The organism is Pantoea sp. Ep11b (genome assembly GCF_040783975.1).
GTDB lineage: Bacteria > Pseudomonadota > Gammaproteobacteria > Enterobacterales > Enterobacteriaceae > Pantoea.
Window position 1 is genome coordinate 3,814,402 of sequence record NZ_CP160631.1, and the last position, 22,372, is coordinate 3,836,773.

22 protein-coding genes are annotated in these 22,372 nt (G+C 57.3%); 10 read left to right on the forward strand and 12 right to left on the reverse strand.

Features of this window, described 5'->3' with window-relative positions:
- The first annotated feature begins 79 nt into the window (after positions 1-79).
- Positions 80-625 (forward strand): ribosome biogenesis factor YjgA, encoded by a 546-nt coding sequence (gene yjgA, locus AB1748_RS17880; protein WP_367395858.1) that lies wholly within the window; start codon positions 80-82, stop codon positions 623-625.
- Positions 626-750: 125 nt separating this feature from the next.
- Here the strand turns inward: yjgA and mpl are convergent, their stop codons facing one another.
- The gene (gene mpl / locus AB1748_RS17885) at positions 751-2,103 is read right to left on the reverse strand and encodes a UDP-N-acetylmuramate:L-alanyl-gamma-D-glutamyl-meso-diaminopimelate ligase (protein WP_111139266.1); all 1,353 of its coding nucleotides are present in this window, start codon (positions 2,101-2,103) and stop codon (positions 751-753) included.
- A gap of 168 nt (positions 2,104-2,271) precedes the next feature.
- On the opposite strand from mpl, the gene fbp reads away from it, so the two are divergent.
- Entirely contained in the window at positions 2,272-3,279 is a 1,008-nt protein-coding gene (fbp, locus tag AB1748_RS17890) for a class 1 fructose-bisphosphatase (protein WP_009087416.1), read from the forward strand.
- Between the two features lie 139 nt (positions 3,280-3,418).
- Here fbp and AB1748_RS17895 read toward each other — a convergent pair whose 3' ends face one another.
- A complete protein-coding gene (locus AB1748_RS17895) occupies positions 3,419-4,978 on the reverse strand; it encodes a methyl-accepting chemotaxis protein (protein WP_367395859.1) in 1,560 nt (519 codons plus the stop codon).
- A gap of 173 nt (positions 4,979-5,151) precedes the next feature.
- Here AB1748_RS17895 and AB1748_RS17900 point away from each other — a divergent pair, with 173 nt between their 5' ends.
- The 3 genes from AB1748_RS17900 to ppa all read left to right on the forward strand — a co-directional run bounded on the left by AB1748_RS17900 (position 5,152) and on the right by ppa (position 6,700).
- Positions 5,152-5,562: a lysozyme inhibitor LprI family protein gene (locus tag AB1748_RS17900; RefSeq protein WP_367395860.1), complete on the forward strand. Its 411-nt coding sequence runs from the start codon at positions 5,152-5,154 to the stop codon at positions 5,560-5,562.
- Positions 5,563-5,619: 57 nt separating this feature from the next.
- Complete coding sequence (locus tag AB1748_RS17905; RefSeq protein WP_111139236.1) at positions 5,620-6,069, forward strand: DUF441 domain-containing protein; 450 nt, start codon at positions 5,620-5,622, stop codon at positions 6,067-6,069.
- Between the two features lie 100 nt (positions 6,070-6,169).
- Positions 6,170-6,700, forward strand: coding sequence for an inorganic diphosphatase (ppa, locus tag AB1748_RS17910; protein WP_111139235.1), 531 nt, complete (start codon positions 6,170-6,172; stop codon positions 6,698-6,700).
- Between the two features lie 57 nt (positions 6,701-6,757).
- On the opposite strand, the gene AB1748_RS17915 is transcribed toward ppa, so the two are convergent.
- The 3 genes from AB1748_RS17915 to AB1748_RS17925 are packed head-to-tail and all read right to left on the reverse strand — an operon-like array spanning position 6,758 to position 12,593.
- Entirely contained in the window at positions 6,758-7,111 is a 354-nt protein-coding gene (locus AB1748_RS17915) for a gamma-glutamylcyclotransferase (protein ID WP_111139234.1), read from the reverse strand.
- A 2-nt stretch (positions 7,112-7,113) separates the two neighbouring features.
- Positions 7,114-10,881 carry a translocation/assembly module TamB domain-containing protein gene (locus tag AB1748_RS17920; protein ID WP_367395861.1) on the reverse strand — a complete coding sequence of 1,256 codons (3,768 nt, stop codon included), beginning with the start codon at positions 10,879-10,881 and terminating at the stop codon, positions 7,114-7,116.
- On the reverse strand, positions 10,878-12,593 hold the full coding sequence (locus tag AB1748_RS17925) for an autotransporter assembly complex family protein (protein WP_293774610.1): 1,716 nt from the start codon (positions 12,591-12,593) through the stop codon (positions 10,878-10,880). Before AB1748_RS17925 ends, AB1748_RS17920 begins: the two co-directional genes overlap by 4 nt.
- Before the next feature lie 506 nt (positions 12,594-13,099).
- Between AB1748_RS17925 and AB1748_RS17930 the strand changes: the two genes are divergently transcribed.
- Complete coding sequence (locus tag AB1748_RS17930; RefSeq protein ID WP_111139231.1) at positions 13,100-14,422, forward strand: hemolysin family protein; 1,323 nt, start codon at positions 13,100-13,102, stop codon at positions 14,420-14,422.
- A gap of 140 nt (positions 14,423-14,562) precedes the next feature.
- On the opposite strand, the gene AB1748_RS17935 is transcribed toward AB1748_RS17930, so the two are convergent.
- Positions 14,563-14,769, reverse strand: coding sequence for a DUF1107 domain-containing protein (locus AB1748_RS17935; RefSeq protein WP_003855513.1), 207 nt, complete (start codon positions 14,767-14,769; stop codon positions 14,563-14,565).
- A gap of 315 nt (positions 14,770-15,084) precedes the next feature.
- Here AB1748_RS17935 and AB1748_RS17940 point away from each other — a divergent pair, with 315 nt between their 5' ends.
- Positions 15,085-15,642, forward strand: coding sequence for a YtfJ family protein (locus AB1748_RS17940; protein WP_111139230.1), 558 nt, complete (start codon positions 15,085-15,087; stop codon positions 15,640-15,642).
- A gap of 46 nt (positions 15,643-15,688) precedes the next feature.
- Here AB1748_RS17940 and cysQ read toward each other — a convergent pair whose 3' ends face one another.
- Positions 15,689-16,432, reverse strand: a complete 744-nt coding sequence (cysQ, locus tag AB1748_RS17945; RefSeq protein WP_111139229.1) for a 3'(2'),5'-bisphosphate nucleotidase CysQ — start codon at positions 16,430-16,432, stop codon at positions 15,689-15,691.
- 294 nt (positions 16,433-16,726) lie between these two features.
- On the opposite strand from cysQ, the gene AB1748_RS17950 reads away from it, so the two are divergent.
- Complete coding sequence (locus AB1748_RS17950) at positions 16,727-18,667, forward strand: bifunctional 2',3'-cyclic-nucleotide 2'-phosphodiesterase/3'-nucleotidase (protein ID WP_367395862.1); 1,941 nt, start codon at positions 16,727-16,729, stop codon at positions 18,665-18,667.
- Between the two features lie 43 nt (positions 18,668-18,710).
- Here AB1748_RS17950 and fklB read toward each other — a convergent pair whose 3' ends face one another.
- Positions 18,711-19,331: an FKBP-type peptidyl-prolyl cis-trans isomerase gene (gene fklB, locus AB1748_RS17955; RefSeq protein WP_128085096.1), complete on the reverse strand. Its 621-nt coding sequence runs from the start codon at positions 19,329-19,331 to the stop codon at positions 18,711-18,713.
- 220 nt (positions 19,332-19,551) lie between these two features.
- On the opposite strand from fklB, the gene AB1748_RS17960 reads away from it, so the two are divergent.
- Positions 19,552-20,229 (forward strand): LysM-like peptidoglycan-binding domain-containing protein, encoded by a 678-nt coding sequence (locus AB1748_RS17960; RefSeq protein WP_293774408.1) that lies wholly within the window; start codon positions 19,552-19,554, stop codon positions 20,227-20,229.
- Between the two features lie 85 nt (positions 20,230-20,314).
- On the opposite strand, the gene rplI is transcribed toward AB1748_RS17960, so the two are convergent.
- Genes rplI through rpsF form a run of 4 tightly spaced genes read right to left on the reverse strand, consistent with a single transcriptional unit; the run spans position 20,315 to position 21,755 of the window.
- Complete coding sequence (gene rplI, locus AB1748_RS17965) at positions 20,315-20,764, reverse strand: 50S ribosomal protein L9 (RefSeq protein ID WP_058956512.1); 450 nt, start codon at positions 20,762-20,764, stop codon at positions 20,315-20,317.
- A 39-nt stretch (positions 20,765-20,803) separates the two neighbouring features.
- A complete protein-coding gene (rpsR, locus tag AB1748_RS17970) occupies positions 20,804-21,031 on the reverse strand; it encodes a 30S ribosomal protein S18 (RefSeq protein WP_002210155.1) in 228 nt (75 codons plus the stop codon).
- A gap of 4 nt (positions 21,032-21,035) precedes the next feature.
- The gene (gene priB, locus AB1748_RS17975; RefSeq protein WP_111139225.1) at positions 21,036-21,353 is read right to left on the reverse strand and encodes a primosomal replication protein N; all 318 of its coding nucleotides are present in this window, start codon (positions 21,351-21,353) and stop codon (positions 21,036-21,038) included.
- A 6-nt stretch (positions 21,354-21,359) separates the two neighbouring features.
- Positions 21,360-21,755 (reverse strand): 30S ribosomal protein S6, encoded by a 396-nt coding sequence (gene rpsF, locus AB1748_RS17980; protein ID WP_009087450.1) that lies wholly within the window; start codon positions 21,753-21,755, stop codon positions 21,360-21,362.
- Between the two features lie 404 nt (positions 21,756-22,159).
- On the opposite strand from rpsF, the gene AB1748_RS17985 reads away from it, so the two are divergent.
- Positions 22,160-22,366 (forward strand): hypothetical protein, encoded by a 207-nt coding sequence (locus tag AB1748_RS17985; RefSeq protein WP_111139224.1) that lies wholly within the window; start codon positions 22,160-22,162, stop codon positions 22,364-22,366.
- The last annotated feature ends 6 nt before the right edge of the window (positions 22,367-22,372 follow it).

Consider the following 22,372-nt stretch of genomic DNA (forward strand, 5'->3'; position numbering starts at 1 on the left):
GTCTATCAGAGTCAGAGAACAATTTCGCAGTCACCCGATAAACTGGTAGGATTAGCCTCTTTTTTTTGGGAGCCCGGAAATGACTAAAAAGCCCGATGAGTGGCTCGACGATGTGCCAGATAATGACGAAGAAGAAGATGAAGAGATTATCTGGGTCAGTAAGAGTGAAATTAAACGCGATGCCGAAGAGTTAAAACGCCTGGGTGCCGAACTGGTCGATCTGGGGAAAAACTCGCTGGATAAGATCCCGCTGGATGAACGCCTGCGCACCGAGATCGAACTGGCACAGCGCATTAAGAAAGAGGGTCGCCGCCGTCAGCTGCAGCTGATCGGCAAACTGCTGCGCAGTATCGACGTCGAGCCAATCCGCGTGGCGCTGGACAAGCTCAAGAACCGTCACAACCAGCAGGTTGCGCTGTTCCACAAGCTGGAAATGTTGCGCGATCGTCTGATTGAGCAGGGCGATGAGGCGATGAGCGACGTGATTGCACTTTATCCTGAGGCCGACCGTCAGCAGTTACGCAGCATGATCCGTAACGCGCATAAAGAGAAAGCGGGCAACAAGCCGCCAAAATCTGCCCGTCAGATTTTCCAGTACCTGCGCGAACTGGCCGAAGCAAACTAAAGCCAGACCTGACCCCAGTTGCAGGCAGATTAACGCACGTTCTGACCGGTTCGCCTCGGTCATTGATACAGGCCAGCCGCCGGTATCGCTGGCAAAAAAAGCGCCCGATGCGGGCGCCTGTCGTGTTACTGCAGCCTGTCCAGCAGCTTCTGATGAATCCCCCCAAAGCCGCCGTTGCTCATGACCAGGATCGAGTCGCCTGGCTGAGCGGCTTTTGCCACCATCTCCACCAGCGTGTCGATATCTGCACTCCAGTGGGCTGGCGGGATACAGGCTTCGGCAACATCGGACACCTGCCACGGGATATGGTGCGGCTGGAACAGAAACACCTCATCCGCGCGCGCCAGTGACGGTGCCAGGTCGTTTTTGCTGATGCCCATCTTCATCGTGTTAGAGCGCGGCTCCAGCACGGCCAGGATGCGCGCCCGGCCGCCGACCTTGCTGCGCAGTGCGGCCAGCGTCGCCAGAATCGCGGTCGGATGATGCGCAAAGTCATCATAGACCTTGATGCTGTTCACTTCGCCACGCAGCTCCAGCCGGCGACGGGCATTGATAAAGCTGTTCAGCGCCTGCCCGGCATCTTCCGGCCGGACACCGACATGACGCGCGGCCGCAATCGCCATCAGGCCATTGTGCATGTTGTGCTCGCCCACCAGCGCCCAGTTCACTTCACCCACTTTTTCGCCGTCGAGCCACACTTCCCAGTGTGAGGCGTCGGGCGTCAGTTTCTTCGCCTGCCAGCGTCCGTGGTCGCCCACGCTCTCCTGCTCGCTCCAGCAGCCCATCGCCATCACCTGCCTGAGGTTAGCATCGTGTTCCGGCAGCAGGATCTTGCCCTGCCCCGGTACGATCCGCACCAGGTGGTGGAACTGCTTCTGGATGGCGCGCAGATCGTCAAAGATATCCGCGTGATCAAACTCAAGGTTGTTGAGGATCAGGGTGCGTGGCGCGTAGTGGACAAACTTGGAACGCTTATCGAAAAAGGCACAGTCATACTCATCCGCTTCGATGACGAAGAATGGACTTTTTCCTAATTTTGCCGAGACATCGAAGTTTCCGGGCACACCACCAATAATGAAGCCCGGCTCCAGGCCGCAGGCCTCCAGAATCCACGCTGCCATGCCTGCTGTGGTGGTTTTGCCGTGGGTTCCGGCGACCGCCAGCACCCAGCGGTCGCGCAGCACAAAATCATGCAGCCACTGCGGGCCAGAAAGGTAAGGAATGTTACGTTCCAGCACCGCTTCCACACAGGGATTACCCCGCGTCATCGCGTTGCCGATAATCACCAGGTCGGGTGCCGGGTCAAGCTGGCTCGCGTCGTAACCTTCAGTTAATTCAATACCTTGCTGTTCGAGCAGCGTGCTCATTGGCGGGTAAACGTTGGCGTCGGAACCGGTCACCTGATGACCCAGTGAGCGAGCCAGCACCGCCAGACCGCCCATAAACGTGCCACAAATCCCGAGGATGTGAATGCGCATAACATGATCCATTACTCAAAAGTTCGGCGCACAGTGTAACCCTGCTCGCAGACGGAAGAAACGGATTAGGACTATGGTTTTTGAAGTTCAATCGGCTAAACTGCGTACGCATCCGTTGGCAGACTGTTACGCGTGCTGCCACTCCATCGCAGATTCAGGGAATGTGTTATGAAAACGTTGGGCGAATTTATCGTCGAGAAGCAGCACGACTTTCCGCACGCCACAGGTGAACTGACGGCACTGATCTCAGCTATCAAGCTGGGTGCCAAAATCATTCACCGCGACATCAACAAAGCCGGATTAGTGGATATCCTCGGTGCCAGTGGTGTGGAAAATGTTCAGGGTGAACAGCAGATGAAACTGGATCTGTTCGCCAATGAAAAACTCAAGGCAGCCCTGAAAGCGCGTGGCATCGTCGCCGGTATCGCTTCTGAGGAAGAAGATGAGTTCGTGATCTTCGAAGGCGAAGAGAACGGCAAATATGTGGTGCTGATGGACCCGCTGGATGGTTCGTCTAATATCGACGTGAACGTGTCCGTCGGCACCATCTTCTCTATTTATCACCGCGTCAGCGAACCGGGTACGCCAGTGGTTGAAGCGGACTTTATGCAGCCGGGCAACAAGCAGGTCGCTGCAGGCTACGTGGTTTACGGCTCCTCCACCATGATGGTTTACACCACCGGTGCAGGCGTACATGCGTTTACCTACGATCCGTCGCTGGGTGTGTTCTGTCTGAGCCACGAGCGTATGACCTACCCGGAGACCGGCTACACCTACTCCATCAACGAAGGTAACTACATTCGTTTCCCGCAGGGCGTGAAGAAATATCTGAAGTTCTGTCAGGAAGAGGATCTGCCAACCCACCGTCCTTACACCTCGCGTTACATCGGTTCGCTGGTCGCAGATTTCCATCGTAACCTGCTGAAAGGCGGCATCTACCTCTATCCAAGCACCGCCAGCCATCCTCAGGGTAAGCTGCGTCTGCTGTATGAGTGCAACCCGATGGCCTTCCTGGCCGAACAGGCGGGCGGTAAAGCCAGCGATGGTCAGCGACGTATTCTGGATATTCCACCGGTCACGCTGCATCAGCGCTGCCCGTTCTACTGCGGTAATGAGGCGATGGTGAACGACGTTGAGCGTTTCCTGGCCGAGTTCCCGGATTGCCGTCAGGGCTAATCCGGTCGCGGGTTAAGCCAGAAAAGCGAAAAGCCAGCGCGCGGTTAACGTGCGCTGGCTTTTTTGATCCGGCGGAGCAATGACCCGATCGACAATCAGACAGCCGCCGTTCGGGTCAGCGGGCGAATCCCCCTGATCGTTACGCCGTATGCAGCCTGAACTGCGCCATCGTGGCCTGAAGCTGATCGGACTGCGCTTCCAGCGACTGGGTCGCCGCCGTAGCCTGCTCCACCAGCGCGGCGTTCTGCTGCGCTGCCGCATCCATCTGCGTCACGGCCTGATTAACCTGCTCAATGCCGCGGCTCTGCTCGTCGGAGGCCATGGAGATCTCTTTCATCAATGAGGTAACGCGCATCACCTCGCCCGAAATCTCATCCATGGTTTCCCCGGCGCGGGTCGCCATCTCGCTGCCCTCTTTCACCCGTGACTGTGAATCGCTGATCAGCGTGCGGATCTCTTTGGCGGCGTTAGCGCTGCGCTGTGCCAGCGTGCGCACTTCGTTTGCCACCACCGCAAAGCCCCGTCCCTGTTCGCCCGCGCGCGCCGCTTCCACGGCTGCGTTAAGTGCCAGGATGTTGGTCTGGAAGGCGATGCCGTCAATCACGCTGAGGATATCGCCAATGCGATTGGCGCTGTCGGTGATCTCATGCATTTTTTCCATTACGTAGCAAACCACCTCAGCGCCGCGATCGGCGGTGTCGGAGACGGCATTCGCCAGCTTGTGCGCCTGCTGAGCATTGCTGGCGTTCAGGCGGACCGTTGCTGTGAGCTGCTCCATACTGGCCGCGGTCTGCTCCAGCGATGCGGCGGACTCTTCGGTACGCTGCGACAGGTTGACGTTGCCCGCCGCCAGTTCACGGCTGCCGATGTCGATCTGCATACTCGCTTCACGCACCTGGCTGACCGAGGTGCGCAGCGACGCCTGCATGTCGGCCAGTGCGTGGTTAAGCCGTCCCAGTTCGTTGTTGCTGGAAGGTGGCAGCGCCTGCGACAGGTCGCCCATCGAGATCTGCTCAAGATGCACGATCGCCTGGTTCAGCGGCAGCAGCAGCATCCGGCGCAACAGTTGCCAGGCAAGAACCAGCAGCATCAGGGTTAAGATCACCGCCACGGCGATCAGGATTTTCATTTTAGTTTCGTTGTGGGCCGCCTGCGCCAGCTGGGCCTGCGTCACCTGTTCAGCGAACTGGCTGAAGTCGGTGACGGCCTTGTTGTATCCGGCCGCCAGCGTCGCCAGGTTGCCTTCCAGCAGCTGGTAATATTCGTCGGTGTACTGCTTATCCAGCGCGGTCATCATCGGCTTAATGCCCTGGTCGAGATAGGCCTTGTAGCTGGCCGCAATCGCATCCGCCAGCATTTTTCCGTGCGCCGTCACCGTTCCCGCATCCACAAAACGTTTCAGGTTCTGCTGGGATGACACCACATCGGCCTGCGACAGCCTGGTCACGGCCGCGCCCTCCTCCAGCATACCAATTTCGATTTTACGCACCGCCAGCGCCGCGTTGGCGCGGGCCCGCATCAGATCGGCGTTACTCTGATAAAGGCTGTTCAGCTCAATCCCCTGAATGCGGTTGATCACATCCAGCGAGCGGTTGCCTTTATTAATTGCCACGATCCCCATAAAACTCACCGCCAGCAGCAGCAGTGTCATAAATGCCAGCAGTGCCAGCAACCCCGTGCGAAGTGATATCTGTTTCATCCTGATGATTTCCATGTATGAGAAAAGGCGAAAATTTAAGCGGCCCTAATGCGGAAGAGGTATCGGCAATAACGCTCCGAAACTTTAACCCTGATTAATAGAGTGTTAACGCCTTGATCATCCCGGAAACATCCAGCAAGCTGAACGCCGCCCCTTTTTATCCGGAGAAACCGATGAAATCAGGATTGTTTCTGATGCTGCTGCTTGTGAGCACCACGACGATGGCAGACGATCTGAAAACCGAAGCGTCCCTTGACCGCTGCCTGGATAGGGCCTCGACCACCCTTGCCATGAACCAGTGCTACGCGGCGACGACGCGGGCCTGGGATCAGGAGATGAATGCGCAGTACAACACGCTGATGACACGCCTCAGCGGGGAGGAGAAGACGACGCTGCGGCGCGCACAGCGTGCGTGGCTGAGCTACCGCGATAGCTGGCTTGAGGCCAGCCGGAGCCGGCTCAAGACCCAGGGTTCGCTGGGCAGCGTGGATCTGAGCGCCCAGGGGCTGAGCCTGGTGCGCAATCAGGCGCTGATGCTGCAGTCGCTGGGTAAAGGCAGCTGCGCTAACCCTGATGATTGCTGATCGCAGCGGTTTTGACGCTGGCGAGTCAGTGCGCCCACTCACTTTCAGGAAGAGACCATGGCACCTTACGTCCCGACCCTTATTCTTATCGGCCTCGCCGTACTGAGTTACTTCGTTCACAACACCGCAGTCACGATCTCCATTCTGGTGCTGCTGGCGATCAAACTGACCCCACTCTCCCGGTTTTTTCCCTATGTGGAAAAACAGGGCATTACGCTGGGCATCATTATCCTGACCGTGGCGGTGATGGCGCCGCTGGCCAGCGGGTCGCTGCCCGCCTCGTCGCTGATAAAGTCGTTTGCTAACTGGCAGTCAATTGTGGCGATTCTGGTCGGTATTTTCGTCGCCTGGCTGGGCGGACGGGGCGTGAATTTTATGAGCGTCCAGCCTTCGGTGATTGGCGGGCTGCTGATCGGCACGATCATCGGTGTCGCGTTCTTCCGGGGTGTGCCGGTAGGACCATTGATTGCTGCAGGGATTGTTTCGCTGTTAGTGACCGCGAAGTAGCCTTTGGGCGCATTCCGAAACGCTAAAAAGAGGGCATACTTTCAGAGTCAGTTGGCTATAATAGCCGACACTCAACATACGACCATTGAAGGAATACCCGATGAGTTTGAACCAGGTGCCAGCAGGTAAAGACCTGCCAGAAGATATCTACGTTGTCATTGAGATCCCAGCGAATGCTGATCCGATCAAATATGAAGTTGATAAAGAGTCTGGCGCCCTGTTTGTAGACCGTTTCATGTCTACCGCGATGTTCTATCCGTGCAACTACGGCTACATCAACAACACCCTCTCTCTGGATGGTGACCCGGTTGACGTACTGGTTCCAACCCCGTATCCACTGGTTCCAGGCTCAGTGATCCGCTGCCGTCCGGTTGGCGTGCTGAAAATGACCGACGAGTCTGGCGAAGATGCCAAACTGGTTGCCGTTCCGCACACCAAGCTCTCTAAAGAGTACGATCACATCAAAGATGTGAACGACCTGCCAGAACTGCTGCGCGCCCAGATCACCCATTTCTTTGAGCACTACAAAGATCTGGAAAAAGGCAAATGGGTGAAAGTGGATGGCTGGGACAACGCCGAAGCGGCTAAAGCCGAAATCATCTCCTCTTACGAGCGCGCTCAGAAGAAATAATTCTGCTGCCGGTCTGTAAGTCGAAAAAAACACCGTCCATCTGGACGGTGTTTTTGTTCAGGCCCCTGGCTCCTCATCGCGCTTCAGCCAGTCTCCACTCGTGATGTGCTGGCGTCCTGCCACTGAGCGTTGATAGACATAAAGCCATGCACTGCCAAACGGCGTCTGAGTCAGATAACGTTTGTACTCTCCCCCTTTGGTACGGAGCGCATCCAGCTCCGCCAGGGTTGAGGCATCAATGCGGTACACTTCACAATGTACCGTTCCGTTGCCCTCAATTACGCCGGGATAATGGCCCAGACTGTAAAGCTCAAAGCCTTCAATCTGGTGATCACCCAGCCACTGCGCATTCGTCATCCAGTGACTGTTTCCCTGTTTGCGCCGTAAACTGCCGTAGACAATTATTCGCATTGCTAAAACTCAAACTGATAGAGCAAATCGAGAGCCTGATCCACACCGGACACGGCTTCCAGATAGAGTTTGGGCATCAGGCGGTAACGCAAGGTTAACGTCGCCAGTGAATCAAATATGCCAACACCGTATTTTACCTGCAGACCCGGCAGCACATAGCCACTGACCTGCACCTGCTGGCTGTCGCCAACACCCGCAGTATCAACAGCAAGATTGCTGACACCGAACGTCTCCCCGATTTTACCCACAACCTGACCACTTTGTGCAACCCCTAAGCCAACAAGGGCCGAAGTCAGCGCGTTACTGTCGCCGTCGCTGCCTAATCCCTGACCACGCAGCAGGTAGGAGAGCGCCTCCTGTTGCGACATCGCCGGATCGGAGAAGACTTCCGCCTTCGGCTCATCCGCCAGCCCGGTGACCCGCAGACCCGCCGTGACGCCATCTTCGGTGGCATCCGGATTACGAATCGCTTCGAGGTTGACGTAAGGCTGATCCGGCGGACCGGCAAACTGCAGCTCACCTTTACGCACGATCAGATCCTGACCATAGGCATGGAAGCGCCCGGACGGGATATTGATCTGGCCGTTCAGGCCCAGCCCGGATTTATCCTGCACCATCTTCAGGTCGCCATTCAGCTTCGCTTTCAGGCCAAACGCTGAGAGCCGCACATCGTTACCGACGTGGATCACCAGATTACTGTTAATCGGGATCGAGGCGGTTTTTGGTGCAATCGGCTTCAGCTGTTCATCCAGCATCACCTCATCGGACGAGACGCCGGTGGCGCTCTCCGGCACTTCCTGCACCGTGATACGCGCCCACGGAATATCGACACGGCCATCCAGGTTAAAGGCGGCTGGCGTCGCTTCAAAGACCAGATCCGGCGAGACATCCATACGCACCATTGGCGGCACCGTGACACGCACCCGGCTGCCCTGCGCCGCGATGCGCGCACGCCAGTTATCGAGCTGGCTCCAGTCGGCGTTGCCGCTGAGGTTGATGTTGCCCTGCGCGGTCTGCACCAGGCCGTTGAGCGTCGAACTCATGCCGTTGAACACCAGGTTCAGGCTGGCATTGGTCAGATCCACCGGCATAAAGTTGCCATCCACATCCACCCCGGTCAGTCCCAGCTGACCAAACACCTGGGGCTGCTGAATACTGCCGCCCAGGCGCAGGGCGCTGTTCAGACTGCCCTTGATTTTTTCGCCCTGCATCAGCGCCGGATTGAGCATCGCCAGCGAGAGATTGCGGATGTTGACGTTACCGCCCAGCCTGCGGCGGTTTTGCGGATCGTCGATCTGCACATTGCCATCCAGCTGCCCGTTACCGGCGATGCGGATCAGCCAGTCGAGCTGCGCGCGGCCGTTGCGCAGCGCCGCATTCAGGTTCAGCGTGTCAAAGGCGATCGGCAGGCTGTTGCCCTGCACATCCTGCACCACTTTGACGCCGTTGCCCTTGAGCGCCACGGTGCCGGTCGGCAATCCACCCTCTGCGGTCCAGTTTACGCGCACATCTCCGCTGAACAGGCCGCTCAGCTGTGTGGCATCCGGCATAAAGGGTTTAACCATCGCCAGGTCAAAGCGGTTCAGCACCACATGCGCATGGCCTGCCGGTCCGGCTTCGACCGGCTCCGGTACGCAGAGCTGCGCATTGGGGTTCTGCCAGCAGTGCGGACCAATCGTCGCCGTCTGGCGGCTGTTGAGGTAGTCGATCGCCATCGCGCGGGTCAGACGCCACTCCCCGACCGGCGTATCAAAGCGCGTGTCGTTGAGCGACCCTTTCCAGCGTTCGGTCTGGCGATCGAAGCTGCCGTTCAGCGCCAGCTGGCCGGACACCGGCTTGCCCTGCACATTGAGCTTCAGCTGATGCTGCTTTTCGTTGCCGTCGGCGTTCAGCGTCAGCAGGCTGATGTTCAGCGCATCCTGCTTCAGCTGCTCGACGCGCAGTTGCAGCTTGCCCGCCACCTGTTCGCCGGAACGAACGTCGCCGTTCAGCGTAACGCGGTTAATCTGCATCTGCTGCCAGCGCAGGCCGCGACCGTTAAGGTCGGCCAGCAGCTGCGGCGCTTTCAGGGTGCCGCGCGCTTTAATCGTGCCGTTGACAACCCCCCCCAGGCCCGGCAGCGCATTGTCGAGCTGCGGCGCGTTGATGCTGGCGTCGAGATCCAGGCTGTCGCCCAGCGCCCCTTTAACATCCAGGTGGTTGCGTCCCAGCGCCAGTTTGATGCCCGGCACCGTCCACTGGTTGTAGCTGTTACCGGTAAGTGAGCCGTCCGCAGTCACCGCGTTCTGCTTCACATTGCCTTTGAGTTGCAACTGCGGCACGCTCAGCTGCCAGCTGCCGCCATAGAGACTGCCGCGGGTGGTGATTTTGCCATCCAGTCGCGCGGGCCAGTCGGGGTACTGTTTCGCGGTGTTAATGCCTGCCAGCGTCAGTTCGCTGCGCCAGCTGATGGCTTTGCTCCAGTCCACCAGGGCGGTGAGGTCAATATTGCCCTGCAGCGCGGCAATGCGCAGGCGGTCGAGGCTGAACTGTTCGACATTGCCTTTACCCGTCAGCGAGACGCTGGCCGGCGGCACCGACTCCCCTTTCACGGCGGTCTGCAGTGTCATCACGTAGTCGGTGGCCTTGCCTTTGAACTGATAGTCCAGCTTATCCGCCTGATACTGTACCGGGCCGGTTAACGGCCAGCGCAGCTGCGGGCTGGTCAGTTGCAGCGACAGCGGCAGTCCGGCGACCGCCAGCTGCGTCGTGGCGTCGAGCTGCGCGTTGACCGGGCCGGAGAGGTTCAGCCCCAGCTTCAGCTCGTCACGCATCGCGCCACTCAGCTTCAGCGCCAGCTTTTCGCCTTTAATCGGGTCGGTGTTGACCGTGCCGTTGAGGGCGAAATCGACCGGCCAGTTATCCGCCAGTGTCGCCTGTCCGCTGCCGTTGAGCTTGCCCAGATTCGAGTCCACGTCCAGCGTTGTCAGCTGCATCTGACGGTCGGCGGTTCTGGCTTTCAGCAGTAACCGGCTGACCGAAATATCGGTGTCGCCGGTAATACGCAGCTGTTCGCCCAGAATCTGCTGCACATCAATATCCAGCGGCAGACGGAAATCGGGCAGCGCAGGCAGCAGAGGTTGCGCAAACATCGCCTGCAGCGTTTCACCCAGCGGCTTTTCAGCGGGATGAGGCTGCTGCACTTTCGGCTGCACCACCTCTTCATTCACAACTTTCGCCGCCCTGGGCAGCGCAATCAGCAGGCTCTGGATATGGGTCGGATTCAGCGTCAGGGCGCGATCCTGCCACTGCAGGCCGGTGGTGAAATCGAGCAGCGAGATCGCCGTGTCATCGACCTTCACATTAATATTGTGCAGGCCAAGATGACTCAGCGTGATCGGGTATGGCGTGCTGAGGTTGGTGTCGCCACTCTCCTCTTCCGGCGCTGGCGCAGATGGCGTCATCTTTTTGCTGTCGACCACCACGCTGATGTCGCGCAGGGAGATGTCGTCCACGCAGACCGACGAGTGCAGCAGGCAGTTAAGATTCACTGCCAGATGGATCTGCCCGGCATCCACGCTGACGCCCGGCATCTCGTAACGCAGACCGTTGAGCGTCAGGTTGCGCCAGCCGCCGTCTACCTGTTTGATCGACAGGCCGGGCACCCAGCGCGATGCGCCCTTCAGCACCAGATGCAGCCCCGGCGTGGTACCGATTAAAAACGCCACGCCGCCCAACAGCAGCACCAGAAAGATCAGAATACCAATCAGGACCTTTTTCCATAGCTTCATAGTTCAGGCCCCAGTCCGACGTAAAATTGCAATCCATGCTCCTCGTTATCACCAACAGGTCTGGCGATATCAAATTTGATGGGCCCTACAGGTGAAGACCAGCGCACGCCGACGCCCGCGCCGGTTTTAAAGTTGCTTTGTTTGATGTCGTTGACCGCTTCGCCGGAGTCTACAAAGACGGCCCCCCACCATTTACCGGTGACGTTGTACTGATACTCCAGCGATCCGGTTGCAAGTTTTGAGGCACCCGTAAGTTTTCCGTCTTCATCACGCGGAGAGATATTTTTGTATTTATAGCCACGAATACTGCGGTCACCCCCGGCGAAGAAGCGCAGATCCGGCGGGACTTTGTCGAAATCGTTGGTTTCTATCCAGCCAAGGTTGCCGCGGGCCACAAAGCGGTGACTGTCGCCCAGGGTGCGGATCCAGACGTTTTGCGCCTGCAGGATCAGGAAGTCGACGTCAGATCCCCAGGTCGTGTCTGAGACATCGACGGAGTAACGCTGGGTGTCGCCCCAGGTCGGCATCAGGCCACCACGCGAGCGGGTGCGGTTTACGCTGACGCCCGGATAGAGCAGCATGGTGGTATTGGTTACGTTGCCCTGCGTAAAGTGATCCAGGCTCCAGCGCAGATTAACGGCCTTCTGCCAGCCGCTGCTGTTGTCCCAGTTGCGCGACACGGCAAGTGTACTGGTATCGGCTTTGGTGTCATTGAGGTCGGTTCGCTTCAGGCCACCAGAGAAGGTGTAGTACTGCTCCAGCGGGCTTTTCAGCAGGGGCACTTTGTAGCTTAAATCGACCTGCTGTTCCGGCGCAGAGACATAGGCACTGGCCGTCAGGCTGTGGCCCCGATCGTTAACCCAGGGTTTCTTCCAGGTTCCCTTGAGGCGTGGCCCCACATCGGTGGAGTAGCCGACACCCGTTTCAATGGTGTTTTCGACACGGGGCGACATAGCAGCATTCAGCGGCAGCACTTTGGTCTTACGGCCCTTGCTGAATTCCGGCGCGACCACCACCGAATTAAACCAGCCGGTGGCCGAGAGGCGGCGGTTCAGCTCGGCTAAATCGCGGGAGTTGTAGTAGTCCCCCTCTTTAAAGGGCACCAGATTCTGCAGGTACTCTTCGCGGATCTGCGAGCCCTGGAAGGTCACGTCGCCGAAGCGGTAACGCTCGCCGCTGTCGTAATCGATATCCCAGAAAGCTTCGTGCCGCTCAACCGACACGCCAAGCTGGCTCTTTTTAAAGGTGCCGTCGAAGTAGCCGTTGCGCAGGGCGAGATTAGAGAAGCCGCTTTTGAATTTGTCATATTGCCCATGGTTGAGCTGGGTGCCCACTTTTGGCCGCCCCTGCTTTACCCAGGCTTTGTAATCGGCGTCGTTGCGCGCATCGCCTTCGACCACGATGGTGCTGCCGCCGATTTTAACCGGCTGGCCGGGCGTCACTTTTGCCACCAGCACCGGGCGACCGCCCTGTTCTGGCGCAGGACGGGATTCGAAGTCGATAGTAGGTTCGTAATAACCGAGTGCGCGCAGCCCCTCTTTTATTGCGACGGAGACGCGTGCCCGAAAACGGCCATCGTTTGAGACCTCATCGCTGCCAATGGTCGACAGGCGCGCCCTGACATTCTTTTGCAAATCCCCGGTTAAGCCGTCTACCTGCAATCGCACGGTCGCCGCCTCAAGGGCGGGCGCGGCAAGCAGCAGGCTGGCCATGCAATAAGTGTGAAATCGTGGCACCTGTACTCCTGTTAATCATGCCGGCCCCTTTTCCACGGGGCATTTATTAATCATCTTTGCCCGCACTACCGCAACGGCAACACCCTCATCATAGCCGCACTTTATGGCAAACGGCGACGCAACGCTGACATCTAAGTCAAATAACGCCATATTGTCGGTAAATGAACGGGGGGATACAACTCCTGCGGGCGGGAATGATCGGTCCGGAATGACGCACTCAGATAAATCCGGAACACGCTGGCCGCTCAGGCGTCGTGACACGGTGGTTTGCCCTCTGGCGGCACGATGAGCGCTCCTGCTATAATCGGCCACCACAGGCATCCCGCCTGTTTTCATTTCTGCCCCGACATCTCATTCTCTGTCGATATGGCGCAGACATTTTTGGCACGGATAGCTCTGTTTCATGGATAAACCCGCTCTGTTTGCGCTTACCCACGCTGCCCAGGCCAAAAATGACATGTGGATAACCTTTTGGATCTCATATGTTAGATAGCTTACTCATCATTCTGTTGCTGATCGTAATCAGTGCTTTTTTTTCTCTGTCCGAGATCTCGCTGGCCGCGGCCCGTAAGATCAAACTGAAACTGCTGGCCGATGAAGGCAATGTCAATGCGCAGCGCGTATTGAAAATGCAGGAAACGCCAGGCATGTTCTTCACCGTGGTGCAGATTGGTCTCAATGCCGTCGCCATTCTGGGCGGTATCGTCGGTGATGCGGCGTTTTCGCCGGTCTTCCGCGGCCTGTTTGATCAGTTTGTCTCCCCGGCGCTGGCCGAACAGCTCAGCTTTATCTGCTCCTTCACCATCGTCACCAGCATGTTTATCCTGTTCGCCGATTTAACCCCGAAACGGGTCGGCATGGTGGCCCCGGAAACCATCGCGCTACGCATCATCAATCCGATGCGCTTCTGTTTGCTGGTCATGCGCCCGCTGGTGTGGCTGTTTAATGGCCTGGCTAACGTCTTCTTCCGCCTCTTTAAACTGCCGATGGTGCGTAAAGATGACATCACCTCCGACGATATCTACGCCGTCGTTGAAGCGGGTGCGCTGGCCGGGGTGCTGCGTAAGCAGGAGCATGAACTGATTGAAAACGTGTTCGAGCTGGAGTCGCGTACCGTTCCCTCCTCCATGACCTCGCGTGAGAATATCGTCTGGTTTGATCTGCACGAAGATGAAACCAGCCTGAAAACCAAAATTGCCGAGCATCCGCACTCCAAGTTTTTAGTCTGCAGCGGCGACATCGACCATATCGTCGGCTACGTCGACTCGAAAGAGCTGCTGCTGCGCGTGCTGGGCAATCAGAGCATGGCGCTGAACAGCGGCCTGCAGATTCGCTCTGCGCTGATCGTGCCGGATACGCTGACCCTCTCTGAGGCGCTGGAAAGTTTCAAAACCGCCGGTGAAGATTTCGCGGTGATCATGAACGAATATGCGCTGGTCGTCGGCATCATTACCCTGAATGACGTGATGACCACGCTGATGGGCGATCTGGTCGGTCAGGGCATGGAAGAGCAGATCGTCGCCCGTGACGAGAATTCATGGCTGGTTGAAGGCGGCACGCCGATCGATGACGTGATGCGTGTGCTGGACATTGATGAATTCCCGCAGTCCGGCAACTACGAAACCATCGGCGGCTTTATGATGTATATGCTGCGTAAGATCCCGAAACGCACCGACTTTGTGAAGTTCGCGGGGTACAAATTCGAGGTGGTGGATATCGACAGCTACCGTATCGATCAGTTACTGGTCACCCGCATTGATGAACGACCGCCGGTGCTGAGTATGACCAAAAGCGAAGAAGAGTAGATTCACTCAGCGCCTGTTCTGGCGGGCGTCGGGTGTCAGACGGTGGGCATCGGTGAAGGGGTGATATGCCCCGGTTCAGAGTGATGACGCAGACCCTCTGACCCCGTAAGCATCAAGGGCGCCCATCGGCGCCCTTGTCTTTAGTTGAACTCAAGCTTGAGACGCACGACCTGGCGGTTAATTTCTGACATCACGCTCAGATGCTGTTTGTCTTTGACGCGCGGAATAAGGACTTTCCCTTTATCAAACTCGAACGCGCCAACGTCCTTGATATACAACCTTCCTTTGAACAGCGTTTTTACATATTTCGCTATTTGCAGCGGATTATAGCGCTGGAAGATCTTCATACTGACTAACTCCTGTACATTTTTAAAGCACGCTTCGCCGTTTCCAAATTTGGTGCCAGCCCATGAAGCGCGAATTCGCGATAACTATAGAACACTCAGTCTGGGTGGTGTGCCAAAAAGTGAATTTTTTTACTGAATTGACACATCATTACAGAACACTCTGTTATCAGGCTCACATGACACAGTATAAACCTTCATTGGTTAAGGAATTGTGGCGGGCATAACAAACCTGACACCTTTCCAGGACAGGCGCATCATCCCTGCTTACTATTGCAGTAAAATGACTAACTGGTCTGATCACCTAAGGAAATAGCAATGCGAACAACTCTGGCCGCACTGGCGCTCTCGTTTCTGATCCCGACAGGTGCTATGGCGCACGATCTCAGACAGGAGACGCGTGTTCCGGCGGTGGGCGTCAATGACAAAGGCGAACTGATCCTGCAGCAGGAGAAGTTTAGCTATAAAAACTGGAACAGCGCGCAGCTGAGCGGAAAAGTTCGCGTCATCCAGCATATTGCCGGTCGCTCATCGGCGAAGCAGATGAACGCGGCGCTGATAGAGGCGATCAAGGCCGCGAAGCTGCCCCACGATCGTTATCAGACCACGACTATCGTGAATACCGATGATGCGATACCCGGTACAGGCATGTTTGTGCGCAGCAGCATCGAAACCAATAAGCAGCAGTATCCCTGGTCGCAGTTTATTGTCGACAGCAAGGGCGAGGTACAGCGTGCCTGGCAGCTTCAGCCGGGCAGCTCTGCGATCGTGGTGCTGGATAAGCAGGGCAAGGTGAGATTCGTGAAGGATGGACCGCTGACGCAGGATGAGGTGACCCGGGTGATAGCACTGGTGACCTCGCTGCTGAAGGCGTAACAGCAAAACCCCGGCGCCCGCCGGGGTTTTCAGGCTCAGCGCCGTCTTAAAACAGCGAAACGCGGAAGCCGGGATTAAGGAAAGATTCGCGCGGCGTGTAGTCCAGCGTTCTGCCCTGCCAGTCATGCACATGCGCGCCCGCTGCCATCGCCACCGCGTGACCCGCGCCTGTATCCCAGATGTTGGTCGGCCCGAAGCGGGGATAGAGCTGCGCTTTGCCTTCAGCCACCAGGCAGAATTTCAGCGAGGAGCCGGTTGCGACGGTCTGATGCTCTCCGAGTTGCTTCAGATACTCTTTCATCTCCTCGTCGTCGCCATGAGAGCGGCTCACCACCACCAGTGGCGGCCGGGCGTCACGTACGTGAATCTGCTCACGCTGACCGCCCTCCTCTTTCCACGCTTTGCCTTCGGCCGCGGAGTACATCACGTCCAGCACCGGCGCGTAGACCACGCCCATCACCGGCTTGCCCGCCTCGATCAGCGCGATATTCACGGTAAACTCACCGTTGCGCTTGATAAACTCTTTGGTGCCATCCAGCGGATCAACCAGCCAGTAACGCTGCCAGTGCTGACGCACCTCCCAGGCGGGCGGATCCTCTTCTGACAGGACGGGGAGATCGGGCGTCAGCGCCCTCAGCCCCGCCAGGATCACCTTGTGCGCGGCGATATCTGCGGCGGTGACCGGCGAATCATCCGATTTGTGAGAAACGTCAAGCGGCGCGGCGCCGTCATAGACCTGCATAATCGCGTCGCCTGCTTCGCGTGCCAGCTGGCAGAGTTGCTCTAACATTTTTCACCTCATTATGTCGATCTGCTGCGGGAAGAGCTCAGCGTCAGATAGTGACATTTTAGCAGTTTCGCCTGATGCGCCGGTTAACGGGCGAATCAGCGAACCAATTTATAGATATATCAATATCATAGTTATCGCCTTATCGCCACGCCCGCACTGTGGTGGTGCTGTCGTATCGGACTTTGCCGCAGGCCGATCGGCCAAAACGTTATATCCATCACGATTTAAAATGACTATCTGTCATGCTTTTACATTATTTTGAGAGCCTTAAATTAATCTGCAGCAGGAGCAAGCATGTTTAAGCCCGGAATGATGTTACTGGCCCTGAGCGTTTCCGTCGCCACACAGGCCGCAACGGTGGATTTGCGGATACTGGAAACCACCGATCTGCACAGCAATATGATGGATTTCGACTACTACAAAGACACGCCGACCGAGAAGTTTGGCCTGGTGCGCACCGCTACGCTGATTCATGCCGCGCGCCAGGAGGTAAAAAACAGCGTACTGGTCGATAACGGCGACATCATTCAGGGCAGCCCGCTGGGCGACTATATGGCCGCGAAAGGGTTGCGCGAGGGCGAGATCCACCCGGTTTACAAGGCGCTCAACACGCTGGACTACAGCGTCGGCAATCTCGGCAACCACGAATTCAACTATGGTCTGCCCTATCTGAAAAAAGCGCTGGCGGGCGCCCGCTTCCCCTATGTAAACGCCAACGTGATTGACGTGAAGAGCGGTAAACCCCTGTTCACCCCCTACCTCATCAAATCCACTCAGGTTGTGGATCGCGACGGCAATATGCAGACCCTGAAGATAGGCTACATCGGCTTCGTGCCGCCACAGATTATGGTGTGGGATAAAGCCAATCTGCAGGGTAAGGTGCGGGTCGATGACATTACAGAGACGGCGCGCCGCCTGGTGCCGGAGATGCGCGCGCAGGGCGCAGACCTGATCATTGCCATTCCCCACTCCGGTCTCAGCAGCGAGCCCTGGCACGCTATGGCGGAGAACTCGGTTTATTACCTCAGCCAGGTGGAGGGCATTAACGCCATTCTGTTCGGTCATGCACATGCGGTCTTCCCTGGCAAAGATTTTGCGACCATCCGGGGCGCCGATATCACCCAGGGTACGCTGAACGGGATCCCGGCGGTGATGCCGGGCATGTGGGGCGATCATCTCGGCGTGGTTGACCTGGTGCTCAGCAAGGAGGGCGATCGCTGGCAGGTAAGCAGTGGTAAGGCCCAGGCCCGGCCCATCTACGATACCGCCGCGAAGAAGTCGCTGGCGGCAGAAGACCCGGCGCTGGTAAACGTTCTGGCTGAGGATCACCGCGCCACCCGCGAGTTTGTGGCGAAGCCCATCGGCCGCTCTGCCGACGTGATGTACAGCTATCTGTCGCTGGTGCAGGACGATCCCACGGTGCAGATCGTCAACAATGCCCAGCGCGCCTACGTTGAGCACTTTATCCAGGGCGATCCCGATCTGGGCCGCCTGCCGGTGCTCTCTGCGGCCGCGCCGTTTAAGGCGGGCGGACGTAAAAACGATCCGGCCAGCTATGTCGAAGTGGAAAAAGGCGCGCTGACCTTCCGAAACGCCGCCGATCTCTATCTTTATCCGAACACCCTGGTGGTGATGAAGGTCAGCGGCGCGCAGGTCAAAGAGTGGCTGGAGTGTTCAGCCGGGCAGTTTAATCAGATCGATCCGAACAGCCCGAAAACGCAGTCGCTGATCAACTGGGATTTCCGCACCTATAACTTTGATGTGATCGATGGCGTCACGTATCAGATCGATGTCACCCAGCCCGCCCGCTACGATGCGGAGTGTCAGCTGATCCATCCGGAGTCGTCACGTATCCGTCAGCTGAGCTGGCAGGGTAAGCCCATCGACCCGCAGGCAACCTTCCTGGTGGCGACCAATAACTATCGCGCCTATGGCGGCAAGTTTGCCGGCACCGGCGATCGCTATATCGCCTTTGCCTCGCCGGATGAGAACCGCGCCGTGGTGGCCGCCTACATCAGCGCTGAAACCAAAGCGCACGGTGAGGTGCAGCCAAAGGCGGATAATAACTGGCGGCTGGCGCCGATAAGCGCCTCCACACCGCTCGACATTCAGTTCGAAACGGCGCCGGGTGAGAAAGCGACCGGGTTTATTCAGCAGCATGCGCAATATCCACTGCAGCCCAAAGGGACTGATGCGACGGGCTTTGCGTTGTGGCAGGTGAATTTACAGCAGTAACAGGCGGGGAAACGCTGCAACCCGCGGGTTGCAGCGCTGAAGATTACAGAATTTCCAGCAGTTCGACTTCGAAGATCAGGGTGCTGAATGGCGGGATGGAGGCACCCGCGCCACGCTCACCGTAGGCGAGGTTCTGTGGGATCACCAGTTCCCATTTCGAGCCAACCGGCATCAGGGTCAGGGCTTCGATCCAGCCTGGGATCACACCGCTTACCGGGAATTCTGCCGGTTCACCACGCGCAACGGAGCTGTCGAACACGCTGCCGTCGATCAGTTTGCCCGTATAGTGAACGCGAACGCGATCCTGGCGTGACGGGATTGGACCTTCACCCTGGGTAATCACGCTGAACTGCAGGCCCGACTCGGTGCTGTTCACGCCTTCACGCTGCGCATTTTCCTGCAGGAAGGCCTGGCCTTCTGCTGCCATCGCTTCGGTGCGCTCACGACGCACGCCTTCAGCACGTTCATGCACTTCACGCAGTGCGCGATGAACCACATCAACCGGAACGGCCGGCGAGTTCCCTTCCAGCGCGTCGCGCAGGCCCGCGAGCAGTGCTTCTGGTTGCAGCCCCTGCAGACCAGATTCCAGCAACTGCTGGCCAACCTGTAAACCAATACCGTAACTTGCTTGTGCTTCGACGCTGTCGAAAGAAGGGGTAGTCATCTTCGTTCCTTTCACTCTCGGATAAATTCGAACCGGCAGCATAGCAGCGCAGGCCGCTGGCGTAAAATGCCCTGCGTCGCAGATGACTTTTGCTGATGAAAAGGAAACAATAGAGTCGTCAATTTTATGAATGCTGGCAGGCACTTCGCGCCGGTATTGCCCATACTATAACTATGGACGGGATTTACCCCGTCTCAAGCATACTAATAAGAGAGTAAACATGGGCCAGATTGCCCCCCGCCGCCGCAGGATGCGTGCAACACAGACCGTTTCCCGGCTGCAGGCCTGGCTGGCCGCACGCAGGCCACAGCGCCCTGCCGGAGAGGAGGAACCCCGAATGGCTTCAGACGCGTCGTCCCGCCTGCCAGCATGGCTTCAGCGTATCTGGCACTTTACCGACCACATCGGCTGGATGGATCCGCTGCCCGCACCGCACCGGCGCGGCATCGTGGCGGCCCTGCTGGTGATGCTGGTAGCGTTTCTCTGGCCTGCCAGCACGCTGCGCTATCCGGTCGAACAGCCTGCGACCCCCTCTGCAGAAAAAGAGGTGCCGATGCAGGCGGATATCTATGATGACAACAGCAGCCGTCAGCCCTCCTCTTCTGCCTCACAGCAGACGCCAAAGGCCGATTCGCAGGGCGCATGGCGCAGCCTGACTATCGCCTCGGGTCAGACGCTGGCGCAGCTGTTTCGTGACAATAGCCTGCCGGTGAACGATGTGTTTGCGATGGCGCGGGTGGAAGGCAACGATCAGCCGCTCAGCTCACTGAAAAGTGGTCAGCAGGTGAAGATTCGTCAGGATGCGCAGGGCACGGTGACCGGCCTGACGGTTGACAGTGCCAGCGGTCCGGTACTCTTTACCCGTCAGCCGGACGGCAGCTTTATCCGGGCGCAGTAAGCGGCGAACTGCGGTGAGGTAAACGATAAAAACAAAAACGCCGGCACAAGGCCGGCGTCTTTTTTGTCGTGCTCAGTTAATCAGATTAACCAGCAACAACTTTTACGGTCAGCTTAGCGAATACATCGCTGTGAACCTGGAAGTCCACTTCATGCTCACCGGTGGTACGCAGAACGCCGTTCGGCAGACGAACTTCGCTCTTCGCTACGTCAACGCCTGCTGCAGTGACTGCATCAGCGATGTCGCGGGTACCGATTGAACCGAACAGTTTACCTTCATCGCCTGCTTTAGACGTGATGGTCACGGTGCCCAGTGCATTGATCTTCTCAGCGCGTGCAGTCGCTGCAGACTGAACGTCAGCCAGTTTGGCTTCCAGTTCAGCACGACGTGCTTCGAAATACTCAACGTTTTTCTTCGTGGCAGGAACAGCTTTGCCCTGTGGAACCAGGAAGTTACGAGCGTAGCCCGCTTTAACGTTAACCTGATCACCCAGGCTGCCCAGGTTTGCTACTTTATCAAGCAGAATAACTTGCATTACCTTATCCTCTTAAAGTCGTTAATGGACAGTTGCCGATTACTGATGACGATCAGTGTACGGCAGCAGAGACAGGTAACGCGCGCGCTTGATGCAGCGAGCCAACTGACGCTGGTATTTTGCACGAGTACCGGTGATACGGCTCGGGACAATTTTACCGCTTTCGGTAATGTAATTTTTTAACGTTGCGATGTCTTTGTAATCGATCTCAACAACGCCTTCCGCGGTGAAACGGCAGAACTTGCGACGACGGAAATAACGTGCCATTAGGCTAGTCTCCAGAATCTATCAATTCAATCTGCTCGGCATGGAACACCACTTTGCTCTGGCCATTTCGTGCCTGATGGCAACTAATGAAACCGTCGAGTGAGAGTTGCGTGCCGACCGTTATATGTTGAGTAATCACCTGATGGGTGCTGCCGCTGATAATCACCGGCATACGACACCAGGCTTGCCGGTGAAACCCGGCCTCCTCCTGCACTGAGCGGTGCTCAAGCACAAACTGACAGTGAGGAATTCCTGACGGGCTAATTTTTCGAACCGGCGTCTTGCACACAGTGCCCGACAAGCGCAGTCGATTAACCGTCACGATGGATTACTCTTCAGAATCCCCAGCATCTGACTCATCAGCGGATTCGTTAGCAAAATCTTCGCGACGATCACGACGCTCATCTTTCGCTTTAACCATCGGTGATGCTTCAGTTACCGCGTGTTTAACGCGCATAACCATGCTACGGATAACGGCGTCGTTGAAGCGGAAGTTCGTTTCCAGCTCATCGATCGCTTCCTGCGGCGCTTCAACGTTCATCAGAACGTAATGCGCTTTGTGCAGTTTGTTGATCGGGTAAGCCAGCTGACGACGGCCCCAGTCTTCCAGGCGGTGAATCGTGCCCTGTGCACCAGTGATAGCACCAGTGTAACGCTCGATCATGCCAGGAACCTGTTCGCTCTGGTCAGGATGAACCATAAATACGATTTCGTAATGACGCATCGAAATTGCTCCTTACGGATTATTCAGCCTCCTGTCGGGGTCAGCCGCGGCCCATGGAAGCAAGGAACGTTATAGGCTGTGTCCCACAAACGTTCGCCAGGGCGAGCACTTGTGGGACACAGCCTGAGAATGCGGCTGAAAAATTGACGCGTAATCATACTGGCGACCGCGCCCGAACTCAAGCGCACATTTAAACAAATCGCAGGCGTCGTGCCACAACCTGTGGCTTTTTGTGCTAATGACGGGAATACAGCGGGTTAATCCGGGTTTGTTCAAAAAGGCTGATGATGAGGTTCAGTGGGGCACGCTGGCGATAATGTCGCCGATCGCTAAAATTAACTGAGACGCCGCAGATGCTCTGGTGGCGGCGTTCAGAGTGTGTTCCCTGAAGTGAGGAGTCGGACATGAAAAGGTTCGTCATCGCCACCCTCCTGGGTCTCTTCCTGTCTCTACCCGCTCTTGCCAGCCACGCTGACTGTGCGCAGCAGATGAGAAGTCACAGCAGCGAAGTGGCATCGGGTTATGTCTACGTCAACCGGCTCGATACGCCGGAAAGAAACCCGGTCGGCATGCCCGCCCGTGCCGCAGAAAAGGCGTCTGCGCACTGGTAAGGCCGT

Bases quoted from the DNA above. Each gene is read 5' to 3' on its own strand.
- yjgA (WP_367395858.1), top strand. From the start codon at position 80: ATGACTAAAAAGCCCGATGAGTGGCTCGACGATGTGCCAGATAATGAC.
- mpl (WP_111139266.1), bottom strand. From the start codon at position 2,103: ATGCGCATTCACATCCTCGGGATTTGTGGCACGTTTATGGGCGGTCTG.
- fbp (WP_009087416.1), top strand. From the start codon at position 2,272: ATGAAAACGTTGGGCGAATTTATCGTCGAGAAGCAGCACGACTTTCCG.
- AB1748_RS17895 (WP_367395859.1), bottom strand. From the start codon at position 4,978: ATGAAACAGATATCACTTCGCACGGGGTTGCTGGCACTGCTGGCATTT.
- AB1748_RS17900 (WP_367395860.1), top strand. From the start codon at position 5,152: ATGAAATCAGGATTGTTTCTGATGCTGCTGCTTGTGAGCACCACGACG.
- AB1748_RS17905 (WP_111139236.1), top strand. From the start codon at position 5,620: ATGGCACCTTACGTCCCGACCCTTATTCTTATCGGCCTCGCCGTACTG.
- ppa (WP_111139235.1), top strand. From the start codon at position 6,170: ATGAGTTTGAACCAGGTGCCAGCAGGTAAAGACCTGCCAGAAGATATC.
- AB1748_RS17915 (WP_111139234.1), bottom strand. From the start codon at position 7,111: ATGCGAATAATTGTCTACGGCAGTTTACGGCGCAAACAGGGAAACAGT.
- AB1748_RS17920 (WP_367395861.1), bottom strand. From the start codon at position 10,881: ATGAAGCTATGGAAAAAGGTCCTGATTGGTATTCTGATCTTTCTGGTG.
- AB1748_RS17925 (WP_293774610.1), bottom strand. From the start codon at position 12,593: ATGGCCAGCCTGCTGCTTGCCGCGCCCGCCCTTGAGGCGGCGACCGTG.
- AB1748_RS17930 (WP_111139231.1), top strand. From the start codon at position 13,100: ATGTTAGATAGCTTACTCATCATTCTGTTGCTGATCGTAATCAGTGCT.
- AB1748_RS17935 (WP_003855513.1), bottom strand. From the start codon at position 14,769: ATGAAGATCTTCCAGCGCTATAATCCGCTGCAAATAGCGAAATATGTA.
- AB1748_RS17940 (WP_111139230.1), top strand. From the start codon at position 15,085: ATGCGAACAACTCTGGCCGCACTGGCGCTCTCGTTTCTGATCCCGACA.
- cysQ (WP_111139229.1), bottom strand. From the start codon at position 16,432: ATGTTAGAGCAACTCTGCCAGCTGGCACGCGAAGCAGGCGACGCGATT.
- AB1748_RS17950 (WP_367395862.1), top strand. From the start codon at position 16,727: ATGTTTAAGCCCGGAATGATGTTACTGGCCCTGAGCGTTTCCGTCGCC.
- fklB (WP_128085096.1), bottom strand. From the start codon at position 19,331: ATGACTACCCCTTCTTTCGACAGCGTCGAAGCACAAGCAAGTTACGGT.
- AB1748_RS17960 (WP_293774408.1), top strand. From the start codon at position 19,552: ATGGGCCAGATTGCCCCCCGCCGCCGCAGGATGCGTGCAACACAGACC.
- rplI (WP_058956512.1), bottom strand. From the start codon at position 20,764: ATGCAAGTTATTCTGCTTGATAAAGTAGCAAACCTGGGCAGCCTGGGT.
- rpsR (WP_002210155.1), bottom strand. From the start codon at position 21,031: ATGGCACGTTATTTCCGTCGTCGCAAGTTCTGCCGTTTCACCGCGGAA.
- rpsF (WP_009087450.1), bottom strand. From the start codon at position 21,755: ATGCGTCATTACGAAATCGTATTTATGGTTCATCCTGACCAGAGCGAA.
- AB1748_RS17985 (WP_111139224.1), top strand. From the start codon at position 22,160: ATGAAAAGGTTCGTCATCGCCACCCTCCTGGGTCTCTTCCTGTCTCTA.